The sequence below is a fragment of the Chromatiaceae bacterium genome (assembly GCA_016714645.1).
GTDB lineage: Bacteria > Pseudomonadota > Gammaproteobacteria > Chromatiales > Chromatiaceae > M0108.
Window position 1 is genome coordinate 242,287 of sequence record JADKCI010000005.1, and the last position, 22,776, is coordinate 265,062.

Genomic DNA, 22,776 nt, shown 5'->3' on the forward strand with positions numbered 1-22,776 from the left:
AAAAGATTCATTCAACAGTTCCCGATATATCCCGATATAAGACCGCACCACGATCGGCAGGCCGAGGTCAAAACCCACGGGCGAGCAAAGTCGTCGTGGTTGATGACACACAGACGGCCTGCGTGGGCTCGAACGAATCCACAACCCGACAGCTCATCGGCGTAATGCCAGGTCCAATACTGGTAGCGATCGTCGATCAAGACCACGTCGGCCGTCGCCGGATCAGGAGACACCCGGATTTCGGGCACCTTGCCAGCGCTCTGCTCCAGTGCCTCGATGAAGGCGGCGTTACGCCCGGCAATGGCGGTATCCCCAGGCTTCGCAAAATAGATGTTCAAACTCATCGCGCAGCTCCGGCGGAGGGCTGCTCGCGCCGGCGGAGGCCCGCCAGCGGTTCCGCCCAGGTGGCGAGTCGCCGCCAACCCAGGATCTCCGCAATCCATCCATAGAGGCGATACTCGCCGCGGCGGGCCCTGTCGGTCTCGGCGGCGAGCCCGAGCAGTTGCTTCGCCTCGGCGGTCAGACCACGGGCTCCGGCTTGGCGCGCCAACCGAAACAGGTTGCGGGCAAAGTGCTTCATCTCCTTGGCTTCAGCCGGCACCCCTGCCGCTCGGGCATGGCCGAGCACCTGAACATGCGCGGACAGCAGATCCCGAAACGCCTGCTCGTCGCGGTGCCAACGCAGACCTTCACGCGGCCCGGCATGATGCCGAACGTCGGATACGAAGTCGTCGCAGTAATGGAGTTTCGCGCCCTGCGCACCCAGGCGGCATTCATATTCCCAGTCTTCGAGTATGCGCAGCCCCGACCAGGGCCCGATGCCCTGCAGGGCGGAAAGGCGGTAGAGTGGCGTCTCGGTTGCCCAAAGCCGCCCTTGTAGCGCCGCCGGGAACAGGGTCCGGTGCCTCTGGCCGGTGCGCCGGCTCGGGACAGCCCGAGGCATCTCGCCCAAGCTGTACTCACGCATCTTGCCGTAGGACAACGCACAGTCCGGATTGGCCTCCAATCCAGCCACCTGAAGCTCGAGCTTACGCGGAAGCAACAGATCGTCGCTGTCCAGAAATTGGATATAGTCACCGGCGGCCACCTCCAAGCCGGCCTGCCGGGCAAGTCCGGGCCCACGATTGGAAACGCGAATCGAGCGCACGACCTCGGGGGATTCGCCGATGAGCGACCTGATCTGATGCATCGCCTCCGCATCGGTCGAACCATCGTCCACGATAATGACCTCGATAGGCCGATAGGTCTGGGCCAGCGCACTCTGCACGGCCTCGCGCAACAGCCCGGTCCGATTGTAGACGGGAATGATGACCGAGACGAGCTGGCCGCGGATGCCCTTCATCGCCATCCGCGGGACCGCGCCCTTGTCGTCAGCGGAGCCCGATCAACGACTTTGCGCATGTCCTGGTTCTCCGCGCGGCGGCAGGCCGCAGTGCGACAGAATAAAATCCACGATGGGCGCGGGATCATCCAATCCATGGGGATGATGTCCTACTCCGGCTTTGCTGATCACCCTGATGTCGCCGCCGAGCGCCCGGTACCTTTCCACCACGACATGGGTGTTTTCCGCCACCGGCACGATATCATCGGCATCGCCAACGACATGCAAAATCGGCAGTTGCGCAACTGCCAGCAGTTCTAGCTGGTGAATCGGACTTGGAAACTCGTCGCACACATGTCCTGCTGCCGAGCCATAGGCGTTGACGACAGCGTCCCAGTCCTTTTTCGAACCGCGGCCTTTACCGTCCACTGGCGCGCATTCCCCTTGTTATCCCCATATTGATAATGCACTGCCGGGCACGGTCGCCGCGCCCCTTCAGTAACTGCCACGCCCCTTTCAAGCCGTATTCCAGCTCGCGGAGCCTCGAGCCGCGCACGCTAGGCGCAACATCGCCCATCCGCACGATGGCGACGCCCTTCTGAATACCGTACCGGTAAAGGTAGCCCCATCGAAACCGCGCCGGGTCTTGCCCATGCCAGGCGCTGGTCGCGCCAACATAAAAGCCGGTAAACCCGGCCAGCTTGAGCCGCTGGAAATAGTCCTCCTCCTCGCCCCGGCCAGGAACATCCCCCCTCACCCCTAGGTCGGTACGAAACCCCCCCATCTGCTCGAAAGCGGGTCGGCGCAGGGCGAAGCTGGCACCGAAGGGACAGGGATCCTCGTGCAAGTAAGACCGATTCTGCGCACCCAGGTCGTAGTAAACCAACAGTCCAGCAATCAGCGCCATGCTCTCGTCGCGTAACCAACGCGGCGGTCCGTCTTGCCAAAGGGGGCGGATGCGTCCACCGAACCAGCTGGCGTCTGGTTGGGCGGCGAACGCCTGCTCGTAAGCGACTAGCCAGTCAAGATCGAACCGGACGTCGTCATCGGTAAACAACAGCACCTGACCTCGGCATTCGCGCAACGCCCGGTTGCGGGCAGCCGACAGGCCCTGCTCCGGCTCAAAGACATAGCGCAGTGGCAACCGTCCGATAAACGACTCGGCCACGGCGCGGGTCTGGTCGCGTGAGTTGTTGTCGATCAGCAGCAACTCCCAATTGCCTGCGGGTGCCCGGCAGACCGCAAGACTGCCCAGGGCCTGGCCCAGAAGGGCGTCGCGGTTGTACGTACATAGAGCCAGCGAGAACATCAAACCTCCTGCGTACAAGGGCCTACGGACACGGTTCTCCGCCCCGTCGCGGACCCGCCGCCTTTACACATGCGATTTTAGAGCGCAACAAATATGCTTAGCGCCCTGACATGTTCAGTTTCGTCGTCGGGAATACAGTCTAATCCGGGCGGGGAATGCAACGGTTCAAAAAAAGACTAAAAATAGACAACCCGGTCGAATAACCGACCAAGCAGTCTTTGAAACTGTAAGGATGATAAAAGCAAACTCGGGTACAAACCGCTAAACCGTGGAGCGAGGACCTCACGTTCCAATCGCTGATAACGCTCTTTATTCGAAACCTTAAGGTAAGAATCCGGCACTGACGAAAACCATTGCCTTAGCCACCACATATGAAGCAAACAAGGATGCGAGAATCCGTCGAGTGTAATTTCCGTCGCCAAAAGATTTTTTTCGACTCCTGGAATAATGTATTGAATTGTTCCACCGGACGCGAGAACCGCCCAGAAAAACGGGTAATAAGGCTCTTTTCTGGAATAGCTGATTCTTGTGATATCCAACTTTTCCACATGGTCCCTATTTACCAAACGCTCAACGTCACTATACTCGTAATCCCTCCACCCCACGGCGGAAACCACTTTTTTCAAGGCACTTTTCCGGATAATTGCAAAAAAAGTATTGCATGCTGTCGGATTATAATGCCGGTGAAAAGTACCCCCATCGGGTGTCGCCATTACGGCCACAGCCGGATTTTCATCCAAGCAATCTAGCAACCGCAAGAACTGAGTACGGTCAAGAATAAAACAGTCCTCATCGACCAATACTTGATAATCCGTTTTGACGTCTTCACAGGTATTAACGAAATACAGTGGATCAAACTTCTTTGAGCCGGGAACCACTATTCGCTTGCATTCGGGGAAATTTAATTGCAGCAATCCTTGCGAATAGGCTAGCCATTTGGTCCCCATGGACGGTGTCAGAAAGGTAACGCGCTCCTCCAATCGCTTGGTCATGACGACCTACCTTCCTGCCTCGGTCTGGATGTTCTCGGCGACACATCTAGTCGGACCGCCTTCTCGAACAATGCAGCCTCATCAGCCGAGACCGCTGCCGTATGCGGCCACTCGCCGCCCGCTGATGCATGAGCAAAGCGAATGCCCAGTGTTCGCCGCATGGACTCCGCCAGCCCGACGCCAAACCACCGGTCAAGCCGCCCGGCAGGTCTAGGGCCGACCGCTGGAGCCGTGGCAGGAAGGGGTGGCATTCGGCGTAGCTCACCTACGCACCCAGCCCAAGCCCTAACCGACTGGCCGATGGAGTAGCGCTCGGCTACCATCTGGCGCCCTGCGGCCGCGATCGCAGTCCGCATCCCCACATCCCCCAAGCGGGCAACCTGAATCGATGCGGCTCTATAGTCGCCGACGTTGAATAGCAGAGAGTTCTTCTCGTGCTTCAGGGCACCCTCCAGGCCAGAGCCGACATAACGGCTGCTCACAACGGCCAAGCCAGCGGCCATGGCTTCCCAGATGACAATGGGCCCAGTCTCCCACGATGAGGTCAGCAGAAGGGCATCGCTCTGAGCATAAACACGTGGCCCAACATCCCTCGGAGGCACCACCCCAAGGTACTCGACACGCCCGGCCTGAATCCAAGGATTGAGCGCGTCAAGCAACGGCTGGCGTTCCGGGCCGTCCCCCGCGATTATAAGTCGATATTTGAAACCAATAGCGTCGAGTCCGCCAAGGATTGCAGCAATGCCATGTACGCGTTTCTGGTCTTGTTCCAGGCGCCCGACCCATGCCATGCGCAACACATCTGCCGCGGCAGAGAGCGGGAGCTTGGCCAAACCAGCGACATCGACGCCGTAAGGGGCATATAGCACCCGCGTCGGCGGCATTCCGGCCAGATCCGTGCACAGGTGGCAGACTAGGCGATTGGTGGCGATGACCGCATCCAGCACGTTCACCTCACGATTGACGTCGGCCAGCAGGTCCGCCGCAATGCCATGCAAGGCCATGGCCGTGCGTATATAGACGCCACGGGCGCGCAGCCGCCGGCTTGCCGTGTATAAGTCCGGGATATTCACCCCAATCGCTATGTCAGGCCGCACCTTACCCAAGATGGTTACCAGCGCGCGTATACGCCCCTCGGCGCTGCCGGTTGGGTTCTCTATCGCTATTGTAGGTAACCTCGGGTAGGCACTCCGATAGCACGCTACATTGTGCCAATGGCCGGAAACGAGCCCCGCCAGCGGTTCCCAGCCGTGGGCAGCCAAACCGGCTGAAAGGTAATCAAGCCATACCGCAACTCCCCCCAAGTCATAGGCTGATGGGGCTACAAACAAAACCCGCGGATTCTTTGCCATCTGTCCCTCTACTCCCGGCCCGCCCAATACTCTGGATAATTATTCTGATGGTCCACTTCAGAATACCCTCTTCTCTAATGCAGTAAGTATATCCCCCAAAAGCGCTTATCTCGGACAATACCTGGTTATGCCGTCAGGATCCGAATAGCCATCCCCTGTGTGTCAACATCCAGTCCAACAGTCTCTGATCGGTTTTATCTGTAACATTCAGGGCGGTTACGGAGTGGATACATGACCGATTCCAAAGAAGTTATCAGCGACCCGAGGCTAGAGAAGCGCACTCGTCGGCGGTTCAGCGTTGCTGAGAAGAAGCGGCTGCTGGCCGAAGCCGATGCACTGGGCCACGGAGACAAAGGGGCCTGGTTACGGCACAAGGGTCTGTATGCTGCCCAGCTGTCGACATGGCGCAGGGAGTTGGCCGAGCACGGGGAGGTCAGCCTGGCTGCCCGCAAGCCCGGTCGCAAGGCACTGGACTCGCGCGACAAGGAGATCGAGCGTCTGAAAAAGGCCAATGCGCGCCTGGAAAAACGGGCCTTTGTCGCTGAGCAACTGGTTGACCTCCAAAAAAAAGTGTTGCATCTGTTCGACACCGACAAGAGCGAGCCGGAGTCGTGACCGCCCTGCAGTCACTGCCCACAGGGGTCTCCAAGTCGGCAGCCTGCCGCGCCTTGGATGTCCCGCGGCATTGGTGCTATCCAGATCAGCGCCGGCGATATCAGCCCAAGCATCAGCCTGTGCCGGCACGGAGCTTAAGTCCGGCCGAAGATCAGGCGCTGCTGGATCATCTGCACTCCGAGCGTTTTCAGGACGCGGCACCCCGGCAGATCTACGCCACGCTGCTCAGTGAAGGCGAGGTGATCGCATCCGTCTCAACCATGTATCGGCGCTTGCGGGCCCGCCAGGAGTGCCGGGAACGGCGTCATCAGCGCCCGGCCCAGCACCACGTCACGCCCCAGCTAGAAGCCACGGCGCCGAATCAGATCGTTACCTGGGACATCACCAAGCTGCCGACCCTCACACGAGGCCTGTACCTGAACCTCTACGTCATCCTGGACCTATTTAGTCGTTACGTGGTCGGCTGGATGGTGTCGCGCAAGGAGAATGCTGGCCTGGCCCGACATCTCTTCTCCGAGGTCCTAACACGGCGCCAGATCGCCACTGAGGGGCTCATTGTCCATCAGGACCGCGGTTCACCAATGATTGCCCACAGCTTTGCTGAACTGCTGTCGGACCTGGGTGTTGAGCAGAGCTTCTCCCGGCCCAGAGTCAGCAACGACAACGCCTTCAGCGAGAGTCAGTTCAAGACCACCAAGTACTGGCCCAGCTATCCGGGTCGGTTCCGGGATACGCAACATGCCCGAGACTGGTGCCAGCGTTTTTTCCCGGCCTACAACCGCCGCCCCCATGAAGGACTAGCCTTGTTCACACCAGAGGATGTCTATACCGGCCAGATTGAAGCCGTCTGGAAGATCCGTCAGGCCGCGATAGACCAGCACTACGCGAACCATCCTGAGCGCTATGTCAAGGGCCCGCCCGTGGTGCGGCGTCCCGCTGAGCGAGTCTGCATCAATCCGAAAGATGGGCAGCCTGCTCAGGAGGTGCTGGCCAACCCGGACAGCTTCGAGACCAGCCCAACACCAGCGTGCCTCGAGCTACCCGAGGTTGTTATATAGAATGATCCGCCGATCTGCTGGGAAATGGTTGACACGTTCCGATCCATTACGTTTCCCAGAGCTTTAATTCTCCTCTCCTTAACAAAGTCTTTGCATGGGCCAGAGCGGGAACCGATCCGTACGAGCCCAGCCGCTAGATAGTCAAGCCAAACGGCCACCCCACCACGGGGAAAGGCCGATGCCGCAATGATCAGGACGCGAAAAGAGCAAGCCATGATGATCTACGTTAGATCTATGAAACCGAACTGCCGGAGAAATTATCCATAGGGTAAGGCACGGCAATAAGCCAGTTCATTCCGGCTGGCCGACCTTCGTTCATCAAGTTTCTTTTCAACCACTTCGGCATTGGCCAAGGTAAAGGAAACTCACGATGGACCCTTTCTCGGCTCATGATCACGTTTACACGATGGTACCGCCCCAGTCGTTTAGCAAGCTCCTGGCTACATCCGGGCAGCAGAAAGTCGTGCGCCTCGATCGCTAAAATGCTATTTTTTAAGCGTTCAACAACCCGAATACTCAGTAATTCCAATTCCGCACCTTCGACATCCATAATCAGCAAGTCACGAGAATCAGGTGTTGTTATGTCATAAAGATCATTTTCCTCACAAAGCCCGTAATTTTGAATTTTTTCATAAACCCCATTAATACTTGCGGACTTGCCAATAATATCCCGACCTTTCTCCAGCAATTCATAAGAGATTACTTGATCGACATTCCAGCGAACAGCTATACCAATAGCATAATAACCATCCGCTGCACCAACATCAATAATCCGGCGCCAATAAAGTCCGCTCATCATATTGAAAAAATCATGGAGCTCGGACTCGTAGGTGCCTAATAATTTTGCCATTGGGGCCCCGTAGATACATTCATCACTTCTCGTTACCCCAGAGAAAGGCCCTGATATTATTTTATTTCTCGCATATTTACTAATTATGAAGCTTGTAGCATTAATCACCACACTCCTGCTTTTTCTAATAAAAAAATGTTTTACGTGCCGCGCCAGATTAATTATGATTAAAAACATTGTCTTCATCATTATTTAATGGTCTTAAGAAGGAATATGTATCGATACGCTGCATCAGAGGGCACCAGATCGTACGAGCGGAACAGCGTGTTCGCCTCGATCGAAACTTGATTGCCATGCTGTCAGGCCCGTATCACCATCATGTTAAATAGCCGGTCGTTGACACGATTCACTCTTTCCCAAACGCCTGAATGTCACGTAGCCAGGCGTCAAGTAGGTCCAGTTCCTCCGGCCTGACTACCTGCCTTTCGACCAGCAGCGCATAGCAGCGGGCCAGGTTCGCACAGAGGGCATCCGGTCCCGGCGCGAGCAGCAGGCGCTCCAGCGCCGCCGCAATCTGGTCCGCGCCAAGGTAAATTGCCAGCTCGTCTCTGAAATCACGCATCAAATCATGGACGTTGCGCTCCTGCACCGCCGTCGGGGTCGTAAAGGCGACGCCTGCATCCATCTCCCACAGGCAGCGCATCGCCACGTAGCCGCGCACGATGTCGGTCGCGCGGAACGAGCAGGTGCTGGGCAGATACATCAACGGAAAAGCCGCCCGCGCCCAGCGGGTGTTCTGGCTGTTAAAGGGCGACCATACACCAGGTCCCAGAATCACGGGTGCGGCGACAGAAAACTCGACTCGTTGCCGGCGGGTCAACCGGAAGATGGCGTCCACATCGGGCTCGCCGGCCACCAGACCCTGCCATATCAGGGGACGGGCGGCCGCCTCGCCCGCTGCGCTCGTGAACCCCTGGTTGGCGGACAACACAAGCGCCAACGGGAAACCACGCGGCCAGGCATCGGCCCCAAACCACTCGTAGATGTTGAACCACCCCGTGCCCCGGACCGCGACGAGATCGTCCGCGTGGGCCACATCCCAGAAACCATCGGCGGGATAATTGTCGTCGTCGGTTTCCAGGATGAACTCGGCTCCGCGGGCCATGGCCTGGAGATAGCCGATATTCTTGCGTGCGTAGTGGCGCTCCGGCGCGATCCGGGCAAAAGCGAAAGGCAACTGCTTTTGCGCCGCCAGCGAAAGGAAGTCGCAGCCGTCAAGCGCGAAATCGGGCGGGCTGGGCACATCGCCCACGCAATAGAAAGGGATCGCGCGCGTCTGGGCGCCGGCCGCCAACCGCCGCATGCATTCGGTGGGCGCCGCAATGCTGGTCACGACCAGGGTAGTCTTATCCGTCGTTGCCATCAGGTCATCCTCGCCGCCACGATTCGTTCCGTCAGATCTGGACCGAGAAGGCCAAATTTGACCGGGTGATAGAAGGCCCGGTCCCCTGGCGTGTCGATGAAATTGCGGATGCGGTCACCGTTGCCCCGCCCTGCATCGAACTCCCAGGTAAATCCGGTCGCCAACGTCGGATTCCGATCCAACGCTAGGAAGACATTCGGTACGGCAATCTCGACGAACACCTTGCGCAGGGCCAGCGCATGGAAAGCAACGAGGGCGCGGCCAAGCAGGTCGCGATGGCAGCCGAAGAAATCGGCGCAACCACTGAAAACGAGCCGCTGGTTCGTTCCGCTGGTGCGGTCACCCGGGAAGCTCCATGCGCCGTAATCACACGCATAGACGCCGTCGGCGCGAAGCTTACTGATCACGGCATCGGAACTGCCCTGGAACCAGTTCACCCACTCATCTCTTGGGCAACAGGGTTTGCAAATGACCGAACGGGAACCCGGCGGCACCTTGAAGAAATCGAGAATGTTCCCCTGGTCGATCCCCGGATTGAGCAGCAGATCGTCCGCCACGAACCAGAACCATTCCGCGCTGGATGCGAGCAAGGCGTCCCGCGCCTGCCAGAAGAAATCCTGGAAGTAATACTTAAAGCCGATGACCTTGGCGACATCCGATCGGCAGTGAGCCCGGGGGTGTTCGTGGGGGTTACGCCGGCCGAGAAGGCGCCGCGCATGGTTGACGATCCGGTCACAGCCATTGGCGAGGCGGAAACTCCGCCCGGGGTAACGATACCAGCGCTCGAGCCGGGCGTAGTGGTCCGGGACAATGTAGGAGATCTGCCCGAACCTCCTGCCGTACACCCGCTCGAGGACCGGAATGTTTTTGGTGTAATCCTCGTTGAAAAACAGAACAAGATGATGGGTCATGGATACCGGTAGCCGACGATCAGGATACGACGAGCCGCTTGGCGCCACCCAAGAACGCACGGCTGAACAGGCTGCCCGGCGCCCAGCGTAGGGCACGTGCCAGATGACCGAGACGCGTCCGGCGGGGGCTATTCAGGTTTTGACCAAAGCGGATCTCGCAATATGCCAGTGTGTGGCGCAACTGCCGATTCAGCTCCTGGTAGCGCGGGTGATTTCTGGGCAGATACCGGCGGCGGGCGAGGGTCCAGTCGTATAGAAAAGCCTGACTGCGATTGACGATCTCGCCGTGGAAATTGCTGGTCTTGGATCTTTCGTGGATGCGGAAGGTCCCGGCGACAACATTGTTGATGCGATCCATGGCGTAGCCCCGCGCCACCATGCGCATGAAATACTCGGTATCCATGCCAAGGTGCAGGTCTTCATCGAGCAGACCGATAGCATCGGTGATGCCACGCGACCAGAAGGCGCCCTGCTGGTTGACTTGAACAGCGCTAATCAACCAGTCGTCCAACGAATTGGCCTCTTGCTGTGGGGTCACCGATTTGCGGCCCGAAGCCTCGTCAAAATGCTCGATGGCGAACACCGCCCAGAAACGAACCGGGTCCGATCCGCGACGGGCTTTGGCAACTTCATGAAATATGCCGGTCGAAAAGTAATCGTCGCTGTTGATCCAGGCGACGATGTCGCCAGTAGCGCGCGTCAATCCCTGGTTGATGGCATCGGACTGACCATGATCTTTCTCACTCACCCAACGAGTAATCCAGCACCCGTACTGATTGATGATATCAAGCGTACCGTCCTTACTCCCGCCATCCATGACGAGGTATTCCAAATCTGGATACCCTTGCAGCAGCACCGAGCGGATCGTTTCCTCGATAAACTGGCCCTGGTTATAAGAAGGCGTGACGATGGAGATGCGCGGCCAAGGGCTGCCGTCAGGCATCCGGTCGGGAAGCTGGGAGGATTCCTCGGTCCAGGGCCACCCCGTCCTCCCGGGGGGCGGCGGGGGCAACTCACTCAGGGTGGGGCAACGCATCAATTTTAGTACCACAATTTGGCCAAACCCCGGCCACGAGCCTTCGTGGCCCGTGGCGGAATTTGGTGTTCAGCCCATGACGGCATCGCAGCCGCATTCCAGTCGACTCCGGCGCCAGAAGGTTCAGGTTCAGCCTGGTGCCTTGAGCCAGTCAAGGGCATCGCTGCCCGCCCGCTCCGCCGCGACCATCATCCGCACCACGTCAGGCGCGCGGTAGGTGGCTTCCCAACCGAGACGCTGGCGGGCCTTTCCCGCGTTGCCTGCGCTCGTGCGAATGTCCGAGGCCCGCAGCAGCCCGGGGCTTACCTCGGTATGCTCGCGCCAATCCAGGTCGACCGCCTCAAAGGCGAGTCGGACGAAATCTTCGAGGCCGTAAGGCTCTCCGGTCGCAATGACATAGTCATCGGCGGCATCCTGCTGCAGCATGCGCCACATGGCGTCGACATACTCGGGCGCCCAGCCCCAGTCGCGGCAAATAGCGAGGTTGCCAAGCTGCAATCGCTCACCACTGCCCGCTGCGATGCGGCAGGCGGCCGCCACCACCTTGCGCGTCACGAACCGCTCCGGCCTGAGCGGCGACTCGTGATTAAAGAGGATGCCCGAGCAGGCAAACAAGTCGTAGGCATCGCGGTAGTTTGCCACCACCCAGAAGGCCGCGGCTTTGGCGACCGCATAGGGGCTCCGCGGATGAAACGGCGTGTTCTCATCCGCCGGAAGCTCGGTCTCGCCGAAGCACTCCCCGGAGCAGGCGTTGTAGAGTCTAACCCGCTCACCCAGGAACCGGATCGCCTCCAACAGATTGAGAACGCCCAACGCGTTACTCTCCATTGTCTCAACCGGTTGCTCGAACGAAAGGCCGACCGAGCTTTGCCCCGCCAGGTTGTAGACCTCATCCGGCCTTATCTTGGTCAACCCTTGAAAGACACTGCGAAAATCCGTCAGGGTCATCGACACCAGCTCAACCTGCCCGCGAATCGCCAGCCGCGCCAGGTTGGGAAAGGTTGCAATCTGCGCATCCCGGGATGTACCAAAGACGCGATAACCGCGTTGTAGGAGCAGCCGAGCAAGCAAGGCGCCGTCCTGACCGGATACGCCGCAGATGAGAGCCGTTTTCACCGAAACCTCACCTGGATACCGCCGCACTGGTCGCACGCATCCTAAACATCATAGCGCGACGACCCCTGAAGACGCAGCAGTCGATTCACGATCACCGAACTGTGCCAGTCGCAGATAGACCTGGCCGAGCGCATCTGCTACGCGGTCCCAGGAAAACGCCTGTGCCCGATCGAAGCCGAGGTCCAACAATCGTTGCCGGGTGTCCGGCTGAATGGCACGCGCCAACTGGCGAGCCAGAGCCAGATGGTCATGGGGATCGAAAAACAGTGCGGCATCGCCGCAGACCTCCCGGAACACGGGGATGTCCGATGCGACCACGGGCGTCCCGCAACGCATCGCTTCGATCAGCGGAATCCCGAACCCCTCCTGTAACGACGGAAACACGAAGGCATCCGCCGCGTTGTAGGCGAGGCAAAGCTGCCCATCCGTCGGATGCACCAATCTCACAATGCGCTGCTCGACTCTGGTGCTGATGGCCAAATCAAACAAGTGCGCCGCCACCTGCCCCATCGAGTGTCCCGCAAGCACGAGCAGATGATCCGATAGTTCCTCCGCCGCCGCAAACGCGCGAATCAGCGTTGCGAGGTTTTTGTACGAACCGGTCGAACCGACGAACAGAATAAACTGCTGCCCGTCCGTATACCGCTCCCGGAATGAATGCCGATCACTCGCGGCCCTGACCCTGAACACCGGACTGGCATCGAGATGTAGGGTACTGGTCCGCGTCGCGTCCAGGCCAAAGCGCGCAATCGCAGCGTCCGTACTCACCTGCGAAATGCCCACCACCGCGTCCGCCGCTGATAACACCTCCCCTTGCCGGCTGACAAAACCCGGCCCGTTCGGCATCGCGAACGGAAACTGATCATCAATAAGGTCATAGACCATCGCGAGAGACCGACAACCTTTCAGTGGACATGGCGTGTAATACGTCGAGTGAAACACCGTGGGCTGCCACGCCTGCAACGCGCGATCGAATCGCTTTCTTCTCCACGCATTGACCCGGCTAAACAGTCGAGATGGCCTGAGTGTAAGCGGTTGCCAGCGCACGACCTGGATGCGGTCGTGCACGGGCAGGACGGCGTTAGCAGCCTTACTTACAGTGACAGCGAACTCCCAATCAGCATGAAGGTCCGCGACCTTCGGCAAGACCTCGCGATAAATCCTGGCGATACCGCCGTGGGGATAGGTGTCGAATATTTGCCCATCGACCAAAACCTTAACGCCCATCCCCCCTCGTCCCTCAGCACTCATCGGTATCGCCGCGTTCACGCAATGATTGCTTTATCTTCTCGTGATCCAACCAAACCAAGCTCTGCCCGATATTTTTATGCCGTTCCGTGGGTTCCAGCAGCCGCCGGCCTAGACGGCTCGCAACCCGCTTGAGCAGGTTCGGCGTCGATGTTTGCGACTCGGCAAACACAACCAAGTCATCCCTGACTGAAAGGATATGGGTATTGCGACCATCCGAATACAGCTTCATCCCAAGTTTCTCGGCAAGCGACTCGAGCGCATTCAAAGAATAAAAAGTGACGTGCTGTCCCGTTTCCGGAACCAAATACCACCATTCCTCCACATCGCTTATCGCATTTGGGCGGATATGCGTTGTAAATAGAATCGTGCCGGAAAAATTTGTAATATCCCGAATCTGTGTTAATGGATCATTGAGATGTTCGAAAAGCTCGAACGCTGTGATTAGGTCATAAGAGCCCCTAGCTTCTGAATGCGAAAAGAAGCGAGCGAAAAGATTCGTACAGTATCTATCCATCCAATAGAAATCGAAGCCCTTATCACGCATTAGCCTCACAAACAATCCATACCCGCCAGCGAAATCCAGGAACACCCCACTTGGATCAAAGTTTCCCGAGATGACGTGTGCCGCCAACTCCGTCATCTGGATGTTACGCTGCACTAATCCAGTATCTAGATCGGCAATCGCGGATGAATATGCCTCCGACAACCAGTACGGATCCTCCGTCTTGACTAGCCCACACCCAGGGCACTCGAAGTAATCTACAATGTATTTGTTGAGAACCTTTTTGTCGAAGACCCGCCGCAATGAAGCGCTACAAACCGGACAGAGAAATAGAGGATCAGCCACGGCAGCCCCTCGAAGAAAACAGGAAAACTTAGTCGCACTTCGCTTGAACGCAACCTCTAAACCAGGCGTACGCTGGTCTCCGCTCATGCCAGTTGGGCAATCAGTGAGATAGACGGAGACCCAGCGTGATCCTCTTCAAAATGCGCCGTGCGATCGCGTGCAACCGCGGCTGCGGACGCAGACGCGACCCGCCGAACTGGTGGTCGAAGACATAACGGTCTGCTGCCAGGTTCTGGCGCACTTGCTTTGGATGCGTCAACGGACCGAGACGCGCGCTCGGAAGTCCATCCTGATGGACAGCGGCCGCGGTGTGCGTCGCGTCCGGCCCAAAGCCGATGTTCGACACCAGATTGACATTGGGCGTCGCCGTCAAGCCTCCGCCAAACCACACACTCGCCGTCCAAGGGTAGTCCCAAGTGTCGATCTCGTTCCGTGCCATACGATCGAAGATGCCCTCCCAATACCGACGCTCAACCAGGTCGGGCGCGCTCCATGCCCATGCCTGCGTTTGCCGCCAGCTTGGCCAGAACGACAGATCCCCGTCATAGTGCCGCCAGGCGCGGCGCCACGTCGCCCAGCCCCAGCAGTGCGGATACTTGGAGAAGTAATAGGCCGCGTTGCCGCGACGTTGCCCAGATTGGAAATTATCGCCCGTGATCGCCCACACTCGTTCGTCATCGACATAGCGATGGAGAAGCGTATCACAAAAGCCAAAGAAGTCCGGATGTGGCAGACAGTCATCCTCCAAAATGATCGCCTGGTCGACATGCGAGAACACCCAATCCAATCCGCTGCTGACACGCGCTTTACACCCGAGGTTGCGATCGGCATAGTTGTGTTTGACCTCGCACGGCCAGTCCACTTCTTCAACGATTTGCCGCACCTCCTCGCAGCGTACCGCGTCCGCTGAATTATTCGGACGCGGACCGTCCGCGATGATAAAAAGCAGCGCAGGCTGTTCAGCGCGGATTGCAGCGAAGGTTGTTCGTGTATGTTCCGGGCGATTAAAAACGATGTAGGCAATCGCTGTTGCAATCATGCTTAATTCCTCGCACTGCGCGAAAGAAATCGATCAGTCGAAACATCGGCGCAGATCGAAGCGCGAGTCTACAGAGACTGGACCTGAGATCTCTTACGCTTAGCGTGTATCCCAAAAGATAAGCGTTTTAACAGCTTTACTGATCAATTGGTAGCCTTGGTCACTCATGTAGGTAACCACCGCATCATCGGCGGCGTCGGCAAGCGTTTTCGCTTGCAAGGCTTCGGCCAATACAACGACTGGCCTGTATCTATCCCAATTATTAGAACGCAAAACATTTAGGTCGAGTCCTTCCGCGTCTACGCTGAGAAAATCAATTCGCTGCTCGTTGTTTATATTTTCGCCAAGGACGGTAGATAATCGACGCGTTTTGATCTGAGTTCGTTTTAAGAGCCGATAAGATCTGAGCCCATCGCGTTCCTGTGCTAGGCTTTCTGAGAAAGTATTCAGCGCAGACTCATTAAACTCATAGTAAGTTAATTCGCTATCGTTGTCAGAAATCGCGAACTCAAGATTGATATCACGAGGCCTTAGTTCGTTGAAAACCTTCATACATCCCGGAAATGGGTCGATATTGATTCCCCACCAACCCCGTAGGTAGAAGCGATAGGTATTCGAGAATCGTTGCGGATGGTGCGCACCCACATCAACGTAAAATCCAGGGTCTTTTTTGTCGTCGAAAAGACGCGACAAAATCACATCCTCCCCTTCTTGGGAAAAAGATATTTCGTGATGTTCTAATAAGGCCCGAGGGAAAATAAAATATTGCTTTGGGTAGAGTGCAGTGTGCAATCTAGCTTTAACGGACGAGATCCTTCCGCTAGTTCGTTCCAGAAACCTAATCAGATGATAGTTATTCATGTTGCCACAGCTCGCCAATCACCGCGCAACATGATGGGCCCAATACCACTATGGGGGACGCATCCCGTTCCATAAAAGTCTCCTCCTTCTACGTCTACGATCCCGACGGGATCTTTCGGCCAATCAAGTTCTCGTCTACCGCCCAGGATTCTCGCCCCTATGAGGTAACGTCCGGTAGACAATGGTAGGTCATCAACATAGCACCTAATTGTTCCGATTCCGACCAACTCCGAGAATTTATGGTGTGAGTAATCACTATACAAGATGGCCAGGGTATCACCCAAGGTTGTATGTACTGAAAAGCCGATACTGACATCTTTAACTGGCATAATGGAAAACACTTCATAGTCGAAAGCTAAAACGAGTTTAGAGCCAGACGCCACGGCATGACAAATATTACCTTTTGCATCCTCGATCCTGAAGCCGGTAAGTCTGATATCACCTGAACCGCTACGATTGATGTCGCGCGGTATGCTGCCATCTTCCGTGAGTGGCTTGATAAGTTGAAGATAGAACCCCAGCGCATTTTTTGTCAGCCCGCTGAAGGCTACTCGACCGTTTTTGAGCACTAGACAGTGCGTACACAAGTTTTCGATTGAAGCCATTTGATGGCTTACAAACAGAATGGTCCGCCCTTGATTGGCGACGTCTCCCATTTTTCCAAGGCACTTCTTTTGGAATGCCGCATCGCCCACCGCCAGCACCTCATCGATGATGAGAATCTCTGGCTCCAGGTGGGCGGCCACCGCGAACGCCAGCCGCACCGTCATCCCCGAGGAGTAGCGCTTGACCGGGGTGTCGATGAACTGCGCCATCTCGGCGAACTCAACAATCTCGTCGAGCTTCCGGCTGACCTCCGGGCGGGTCATGCCGAGGATGGTGCCGTTGAGGTAGATGTTTTCGCGGCCGGTGAGCTCCGGGTGGAAGCCGGTGCCGACTTCGAGCAGGCTGCCGACGCGGCCTTTGATCTTAACCCGGCCTTCGGTGGGGGCGGTGATGCGGGAGAGGATTTTGAGCAGGGTGCTCTTGCCGGCGCCGTTGCGGCCGATGATGCCGAGGATTTCGCCTTGCTTGACCTCGAGGTTGATGTCGCGCAGGGCCCAGATCTGGCCATCCTTGCGGTTGCCGTGGTCGCTTTCGCCGATCGGCAGCAGGGGATCGGGCTGGCCGCGGAGCTTGGCCCACCAGCGGTTGACGTCCTCGCGCAGAGTGCCGCCGCCGATGAGGCCGAGACGGTAGTATTTACTGAGGTGTTCGACTTGGATGACGACGGACATGAATGGCGGAGGTGAGGTTAAGGCTTTGTCTGCGTTGAGTGTTGAGCCATCGCCATGCCTTGTGCTTCAGGCTGCGTGTCGGGATGGGCCTGGGGCGTTGGTGGGGTTTGGCGGCGCTAGTCTTGGCTGAGAACCTCGTCGAGGGTCTGGGCGGTGAGTACCCGCTCGGACCAGATCAGCAGGGTGTCGGCGTCGGCGGATTCGATGCGTTTTTGGATGGCGTCGGGGAGTTCCCCGAAACGCAGCCGCACCAGGGCGGTGAGGACGCGGGCTTCGCCGCGTTGCACGCCCTGCTCGAGACCTTCTTGTCTGCCTTCTTGTCTGCCTTCTTGTCGGCCTTCTTGTCGGCCTTCTTGCCGGCCTTCTTGTCTGCCTTCTTGTTTGCCTTCTTCAATGAATCGCTGAGCAAATCCGGTCATGGTGCTGGCCTCTTGCGGGTAAAGTTGGGCGTAACGCTGGCGCTCATTGTCGTCCAGGTCGGCATAGATGTCGATGAAGTCAAGGTATTTGAGCCGCCGCTCGGGGTGGGGTTCCAGCTCAATGAGGCCGCGCATAGCCTGGGCGTACACCAGAATCTTGTCTTGGGGGTCGTAGGCCATGTTGGGCAGGTTGAGCCGGGCTACCAGGTTGCGGCTGGCCAGGTAGTCGCGGGCGGGGGCGGTCAGACCGTGTCCATGAAGGTGCGTTCGACCTTGTTGAACAACAGGATGCCGATCAGCAGGGTGATGCTGATGAGGACGGCGCTGTAGGCGAGCCCGACGAGGCTGAAGGTGCCGGCGCCGAGGTAGGCGAAGCGGAAGGCTTCCATGATGGGGGCAATGGGGTTCAGAGCCATCCAGGCCCGGTAGGGTTCCGGCAGGGCGGACAGGGGGTAGATGATGGGGGTGGCGTACATGAGAAGCTGCACGCCGAAGCCCACCAGGACGGTCAGGTCGCGGTAGCGGGTGGTGAGGGCCGAGACGATGACGCCGAGACCCATGCCCAGAGCGGCCATCAGGATGAGCAGCAAGGGGGTGAGCAGGACCCAGACGTTGGGGTTGAGGTCGGCGCCGCGCCAGATGAAGAAACCCAGGAAGCATAGGAAGAAAAAGAACTGGATGGCGAAGGCGATGAGTTTGGAGAGCAGGCTGGCCACGGGTACGGCCAGGCGCGGGAAATAGACCTTGCCGAAGATGCCGGCGTTGCCGATGAAGGTGTTGGAGGTCCCGGTGAGGACGTTGGCGAAATAGGTCCAGACGACGGTGCCGGCCATGTAGAAGAGGAAGGGGGGGGTGCCTTCCGTGGAGATTTGGGCGATGTGGCCGAAGACGACAGTGAAGATGAGGGTAGTGAAGAGGGGCTGGATGAAGTGCCAGGCCGGACCCAGGATGGTCTGTTTGTATTGGGCGACGAAGTCGCGGTGGACGAAGAGGTAGATGAGGTCGCGATAGCGCCAGAGTTCGCGGAGCTTGAGGTCGAAGAGGTGACCGTGGGGCTCGATGATCTGTGTCCATGCGGGCTCGGGGCTGGGTCGATCAAGTGTCATGTCTGCTGCGTGGGAGTTAAAAAAAGGGGTCAGTACCCTTTTCGGTTTAAGAAAAGGGTACTGACCCCGTTTTTTGCTCAGACTCGGCCATGCGGCGGACGATGTCCATGAGGCCGCAACGGGCGGTCCAGCCGAGGCGGTCCTGGGCTTTGCGGGCGTCGCCCCGATTGTCCATGATCTCCGCCGGGCGGAAGAGGGTGCGGTCGATCACGACGTGGTCGCGCCAGTCGAGCGAGAAGGTGCGGAAGGCGTGGTCGACGAATTCCTGCAAGCTGTGGGACTGCCCCGTGGCGATGACGAAATCGTCGGCCTGATCCTGTTGGAGCATGCGCCACATGGCGTCGACATACTCGGGCGCCCATCCCCAGTCCCGACGGATCTCGAGGTTGCCCAAGCAGAGTTGCTCCTTGCTACCCGCGGCGATGCGGCAGGCGCTTGCGATGATCTTGCGGGTCACGAACCGCTCGGGGCGTAAGGGGGATTCGTGGTTGAACAGGATGCCAGTACACGCGAAGAGTCCATAGGCTTCGCGGTAGTTCGCGACCTCCCAATAGGCGGCTGCCTTTGCCACGGCATAGGGGCTGCGGGGATGGAGGGGTGTGTCCTCGTTGGCCGCCCGGCCTCCGGTGTGGCCGAAGCCCTCGCTCGATCCGGCATTATAGAGTCGGATGGGCTGGCCGGTGAAACGGATGGCCTCGAGCAGGTTGAGCGTGCCGAGGGTGATACTTTCCAGGGTCTCGACGGGTTGCTCGAAGGAGAGGCCGACCGAGCTTTGACCGGCCAGGTTATAGACCTCGTCCGGGCGCACCCGGGTCAACGCACTGAGAACACTACGGAAGTCGGTGAGCACCATGGATTCGACCGACACGCGGTCGCGGATGCCGAGCCGCCGCAGATTCCCAAAGCCCGCCATCTGCGCGTCGCGCGAGGTCCCGACGACGCGATACCCCTGGTCGAGCAATAGCCTGGCCAGGTAGGCCCCGTCCTGCCCGGAGATGCCGCAGATGAGTGCCGTGGTCATGGGTATCCCGAGACGATCTCGCTCAGTCGCGCGGTGAAGCGCTCGAATGAAAAGTAGTCGAGCCCCGGGGGGATGGCCTTGGGGCGGCGCAGGGCTTGGGTGATGGCGTTGCGCAGGGCATCGCGATCATCCGGGTCGACCAGCAGGCCGAGCGCGCCGTCGCGCACAGCCTCGCGGCTACCGTCGAGCGTGCTGGCCACGACGGGCACGCCACAGGCCATGGCTTCGAGGAAGACGAAGCCAAACCCTTCGCCGCGACCCGGCATGACGAAGGCATCGGCCAATCGATAATGATCGGCCTTTTCCCCCTCCTCGATCCGGCCAGCAAAGACGACGCGATCGGAAACACCGAGCGCCTGGGCCTTTTGCTGCAGCCGGAGCCGATCATCGCCGTCGCCGACGACGAGGTACGCGAGGCCAGGGATCTCCCCGGCGAGGGCGGGGAGGACCTCCAGCATCTCGTCGATGCCTTTGTACCGCTCGGCGGCATCGAGGCGACCAAGCGTGAGCAGCACGGTTCGGCCGTCGAGTCGGTAACGGCGCAGGAGCGCGGGCTCCTTCGGCCCGGTTCCGTACCGCTCGGCGTGGATCGCGTTCGGCAGCAGGTAGACATGACGCACCTGCGAGCCAGTCCAATTCAGGAAGCGACGGCGGGTATGATCGCTGATCGACACCACCCGGTCGACCCGGCGGGCCAGGCGGTTGGACAACCCACTCGCGGTCGGCTGCCAGGCGTCGATCCCGTAGATCATGAGGAGCACTGGCGCTCCCGTCATCCGCCGCGCAAGATAGGCCAAGGGTAGCAGGTTGATATGCCCGCAGACGATCAGGTCGAAGGCCCGGTCCGAGACGAATCGACGCAGGAGCGCCATCACATAGCGGGCCTTTCCGCCGACCGACTCCGTGACGTAGGACAGCCGCGGCGGGAGTGGCTCCGGCTCCGGCTCCGCGGGCCGCAGGCGCGGCAGGGCGACCACCTCGGTGCAATGAGGCAGCGCACACAGGGCGGTGAGCAGGTCCCGGTTGTAGACCGAGATGCCACCAAAGCCGCCAAAGGCCTCCGTGACCAACGCAAGCACCCGCATCCGCGTCTAGCCCAAGGTGGTCCCGAGGACGTAGGCGAGTCGGCGTGACCAGTGGCAGCCGTCGCGGCGGAGCAGAGGGACGCGCCGCCAGTCGCCCAGGCGCTCGGCGCGTTCGACCCAACGGCCGGTGGGGATGGTGAAGCCGGTCTTGGGGCGGGCGAGGATCGCCGGGGGAAGGGGCCGGGTTGGGCTCGCGGCCAGGAGCGCCTTGCCGTTGAGTCGGGCCGCGGTCCCGAGCAGCCCGGCGAGGGTGCGCAGGAGGGTGGCATCGACCAGGGGCAGGCGGATCTCGAGGGAGTGGCTCATGCCGGCCCAGTCGGCATCGCGGAGCAGTTGATTGCGCATGTAGAGGGATGATTCCATGGCGGCAACCCGGGCAAAGGGGGTCTGGGGGTCGGGCCGCAGGGTCGCCTGGATGTGGTCGAGGGGCAGGAGCCGGGTCAGGCCCTCATGGGCCAGGTCCGCGCCAATGAGGGCCGGGAGTTCCCAGGGCATGAAGAGCCCGCGGCGCAGGAGGTAGGCCCCGGGGTAGGTGCCGCCGTATTCGATGAGGCCGCCGGCCTTGGGGCTGAGGGCGGGTAGCCAGGGGCCGAGGGCGGTGAACAGGTGGCGCAGGGCGCGGCCGAGGCCGGGGATGCGGCCAACGAGGGCGAAGCGGCCGACCCAGCGGGGGATGTCGCGGAAGGCGGGATAGCCGCCAAACAGTTCGTCGCCGCCGAGGCCGGAGATGGCCACCTTTAGCCCCTGCTCGCGGGCGGCCTGGCTGACGAACCAGGTGTTGATGCCGTCGATGCTGGGCTGGTCCATGGCGTCGATCACGGCGGGCAGGTGGGCCTGGAAGCTCTGCTCGGTAATGACGCGCGTGATATGGGCGGTGCCGTAGCGGCGGGCGATCGCCTCGGCGAGGGGCGACTCATCGTCGGGGGTGCCGCGATATTCCTCGAAGGCGAGGGTGATGGTTTGCAGCCGCGGGCGGTCCGCCGGGAGTCCGGCGCTGTCGGCGGGGGGCATGGTCCCGGGCATCGGCTCCGTCATCGGCTCGGCCATGAGGGCTAAGAGGGTGCTGGAGTCCACCCCCGCCGACAGGAAGGCGCCGACGGGGACGTCCGCGACCAGGTGGTGCCGGACCGAGTCGACCAGGGCCTGGCGGACGCCGGACGCCAGGGCGATGGGGTCGTTGGCCGTGGGGACATTGCTGGCCGCGGCAAAGGTGGCGGCCACCGAGAAGTAGCACACCGGCGCCGCCACCCCCTGCTCGCCGGCGAGGAGGTAGCTGCCGGCGGGCAGTTCGTGGATGGCGCGGTAGCGGGTGTAGGGCTCGGGGACGCTGCCAAAGAGGTAGAAGCCGACGATCCCGGCGGGATCGGGGTCGCGGGCAATGGCACCTCCAGCCAGGAGCGCCTTGACCTGGGAGGCAAGGCGCAGGGTGTTGCCGTCGTCCGACCAGTAGAGGGGCTTGATGCCGTAGGGATCGCGGGCGAGAAACAGGTTGCGCCGGGCGCCGTCCCACAGGGCAAAGGCGAACATGCCGCGGAGGTCGTGGACCATGGCCGCACCCTTATCGGCGTAGAGGTGGAGCAGGACCTCGGTGTCGGAGTTGGAGCGGAAGACGCGGCCCTTGGCCTCCAGGTCCCGCCGGAGGGCGCGGTAGTTGTAGATCTCGCCGTTGAAGGTGACCACCAGGCAGCCGTCGGCACTCACCATGGGCTGGGCGCCGCGCGGGGACAGGTCGATGATCGAGAGGCGACGATGACCGAGGGCGAGGCGGCCGTCGTCGGAATACCACTCGCCCTGGCCGTCCGGGCCGCGCGCCTGCATCTGGTCGCGGATGCGGCGTAGTTCATCCCGGTCCACCGAGGCGGTCGGGCGGTAGGCGTAGAGGCCGGCGATGCCGCACATGGGGTTGGATGACCGGTGGGGGGTGAGGGGTGTGCGGGAAGGTGTTTG

General features: G+C 59.8%; 23 protein-coding genes. 2 read left to right on the forward strand and 21 right to left on the reverse strand.

The features are described from left to right. Window positions 1–11 precede the first annotated feature (11 nt). The 6 genes from IPN92_17730 to IPN92_17755 form a co-directional block, all read right to left on the reverse strand. A complete protein-coding gene (locus IPN92_17730; protein ID MBK8640025.1) occupies window positions 12–344 on the reverse strand; it encodes a hypothetical protein in 333 nt (110 codons plus the stop codon). Beyond that, complete coding sequence (locus IPN92_17735) at window positions 341–1,342, reverse strand: glycosyltransferase family 2 protein (protein ID MBK8640026.1); 1,002 nt, start codon at window positions 1,340–1,342, stop codon at window positions 341–343. The genes IPN92_17730 and IPN92_17735 overlap by 4 nt, the downstream gene beginning before the upstream one ends. Window positions 1,343–1,384: 42 nt before the next feature. After that, a complete protein-coding gene (locus IPN92_17740; GenBank protein ID MBK8640027.1) occupies window positions 1,385–1,750 on the reverse strand; it encodes a hypothetical protein in 366 nt (121 codons plus the stop codon). After that, the gene (locus IPN92_17745) at window positions 1,740–2,630 is read right to left on the reverse strand and encodes a glycosyltransferase family 2 protein (protein ID MBK8640028.1); all 891 of its coding nucleotides are present in this window, start codon (window positions 2,628–2,630) and stop codon (window positions 1,740–1,742) included. The genes IPN92_17740 and IPN92_17745 overlap by 11 nt, the downstream gene beginning before the upstream one ends. Before the next feature lie 176 nt (window positions 2,631–2,806). After that, window positions 2,807–3,622, reverse strand: coding sequence for a hypothetical protein (locus IPN92_17750; protein MBK8640029.1), 816 nt, complete (start codon window positions 3,620–3,622; stop codon window positions 2,807–2,809). Continuing rightward, complete coding sequence (locus tag IPN92_17755; protein ID MBK8640030.1) at window positions 3,619–4,728, reverse strand: glycosyltransferase family 4 protein; 1,110 nt, start codon at window positions 4,726–4,728, stop codon at window positions 3,619–3,621. The genes IPN92_17750 and IPN92_17755 overlap by 4 nt, the downstream gene beginning before the upstream one ends. 477 nt (window positions 4,729–5,205) lie before the next feature. Between IPN92_17755 and IPN92_17760 the strand changes: the two genes are divergently transcribed. Next, complete coding sequence (locus IPN92_17760) at window positions 5,206–5,589, forward strand: transposase (GenBank protein MBK8640031.1); 384 nt, start codon at window positions 5,206–5,208, stop codon at window positions 5,587–5,589. Then, window positions 5,586–6,647 carry an IS3 family transposase gene (locus tag IPN92_17765; GenBank protein MBK8640032.1) on the forward strand — a complete coding sequence of 354 codons (1,062 nt, stop codon included), beginning with the start codon at window positions 5,586–5,588 and terminating at the stop codon, window positions 6,645–6,647. Before IPN92_17760 ends, IPN92_17765 begins: the two co-directional genes overlap by 4 nt. A gap of 232 nt (window positions 6,648–6,879) precedes the next feature. On the opposite strand, the gene IPN92_17770 is transcribed toward IPN92_17765, so the two are convergent. The 15 genes from IPN92_17770 to asnB form a co-directional block, all read right to left on the reverse strand. Beyond that, entirely contained in the window at window positions 6,880–7,686 is an 807-nt protein-coding gene (locus IPN92_17770) for an FkbM family methyltransferase (protein ID MBK8640033.1), read from the reverse strand. A 157-nt stretch (window positions 7,687–7,843) separates the two neighbouring features. Next, the gene (locus IPN92_17775) at window positions 7,844–8,860 is read right to left on the reverse strand and encodes a DUF288 domain-containing protein (protein MBK8640034.1); all 1,017 of its coding nucleotides are present in this window, start codon (window positions 8,858–8,860) and stop codon (window positions 7,844–7,846) included. Beyond that, on the reverse strand, window positions 8,860–9,819 hold the full coding sequence (locus IPN92_17780; GenBank protein MBK8640035.1) for a hypothetical protein: 960 nt from the start codon (window positions 9,817–9,819) through the stop codon (window positions 8,860–8,862). Before IPN92_17780 ends, IPN92_17775 begins: the two co-directional genes overlap by 1 nt. Further along, window positions 9,791–10,807, reverse strand: coding sequence for a glycosyltransferase (locus IPN92_17785; protein MBK8640036.1), 1,017 nt, complete (start codon window positions 10,805–10,807; stop codon window positions 9,791–9,793). Before IPN92_17785 ends, IPN92_17780 begins: the two co-directional genes overlap by 29 nt. 129 nt (window positions 10,808–10,936) lie before the next feature. After that, a complete protein-coding gene (locus IPN92_17790; GenBank protein ID MBK8640037.1) occupies window positions 10,937–11,923 on the reverse strand; it encodes a GDP-mannose 4,6-dehydratase in 987 nt (328 codons plus the stop codon). Window positions 11,924–11,971: 48 nt separating this feature from the next. Beyond that, window positions 11,972–13,150 carry a glycosyltransferase family 4 protein gene (locus IPN92_17795; protein MBK8640038.1) on the reverse strand — a complete coding sequence of 393 codons (1,179 nt, stop codon included), beginning with the start codon at window positions 13,148–13,150 and terminating at the stop codon, window positions 11,972–11,974. Between the two features lie 13 nt (window positions 13,151–13,163). Further along, a complete protein-coding gene (locus IPN92_17800; protein ID MBK8640039.1) occupies window positions 13,164–13,832 on the reverse strand; it encodes a class I SAM-dependent methyltransferase in 669 nt (222 codons plus the stop codon). 289 nt (window positions 13,833–14,121) lie between these two features. Then, on the reverse strand, window positions 14,122–15,060 hold the full coding sequence (locus tag IPN92_17805; protein ID MBK8640040.1) for a glycosyltransferase family 2 protein: 939 nt from the start codon (window positions 15,058–15,060) through the stop codon (window positions 14,122–14,124). Between the two features lie 99 nt (window positions 15,061–15,159). After that, entirely contained in the window at window positions 15,160–15,921 is a 762-nt protein-coding gene (locus IPN92_17810) for an FkbM family methyltransferase (GenBank protein ID MBK8640041.1), read from the reverse strand. Then, entirely contained in the window at window positions 15,918–17,198 is a 1,281-nt protein-coding gene (locus tag IPN92_17815) for an ABC transporter ATP-binding protein (protein MBK8640042.1), read from the reverse strand. Before IPN92_17815 ends, IPN92_17810 begins: the two co-directional genes overlap by 4 nt. A gap of 116 nt (window positions 17,199–17,314) precedes the next feature. Next, window positions 17,315–17,797: a transposase gene (locus tag IPN92_17820; protein ID MBK8640043.1), complete on the reverse strand. Its 483-nt coding sequence runs from the start codon at window positions 17,795–17,797 to the stop codon at window positions 17,315–17,317. Between the two features lie 62 nt (window positions 17,798–17,859). Next, entirely contained in the window at window positions 17,860–18,723 is an 864-nt protein-coding gene (locus tag IPN92_17825; GenBank protein ID MBK8640044.1) for an ABC transporter permease, read from the reverse strand. Between the two features lie 46 nt (window positions 18,724–18,769). After that, window positions 18,770–19,744, reverse strand: a complete 975-nt coding sequence (locus tag IPN92_17830) for a GDP-mannose 4,6-dehydratase (GenBank protein ID MBK8640045.1) — start codon at window positions 19,742–19,744, stop codon at window positions 18,770–18,772. Next, window positions 19,741–20,829, reverse strand: a complete 1,089-nt coding sequence (locus tag IPN92_17835) for a glycosyltransferase family 4 protein (GenBank protein ID MBK8640046.1) — start codon at window positions 20,827–20,829, stop codon at window positions 19,741–19,743. The genes IPN92_17830 and IPN92_17835 overlap by 4 nt, the downstream gene beginning before the upstream one ends. Window positions 20,830–20,835: 6 nt before the next feature. Continuing rightward, the gene (asnB, locus tag IPN92_17840; GenBank protein MBK8640047.1) at window positions 20,836–22,728 is read right to left on the reverse strand and encodes an asparagine synthase (glutamine-hydrolyzing); all 1,893 of its coding nucleotides are present in this window, start codon (window positions 22,726–22,728) and stop codon (window positions 20,836–20,838) included. Window positions 22,729–22,776: the final 48 nt, after the last annotated feature.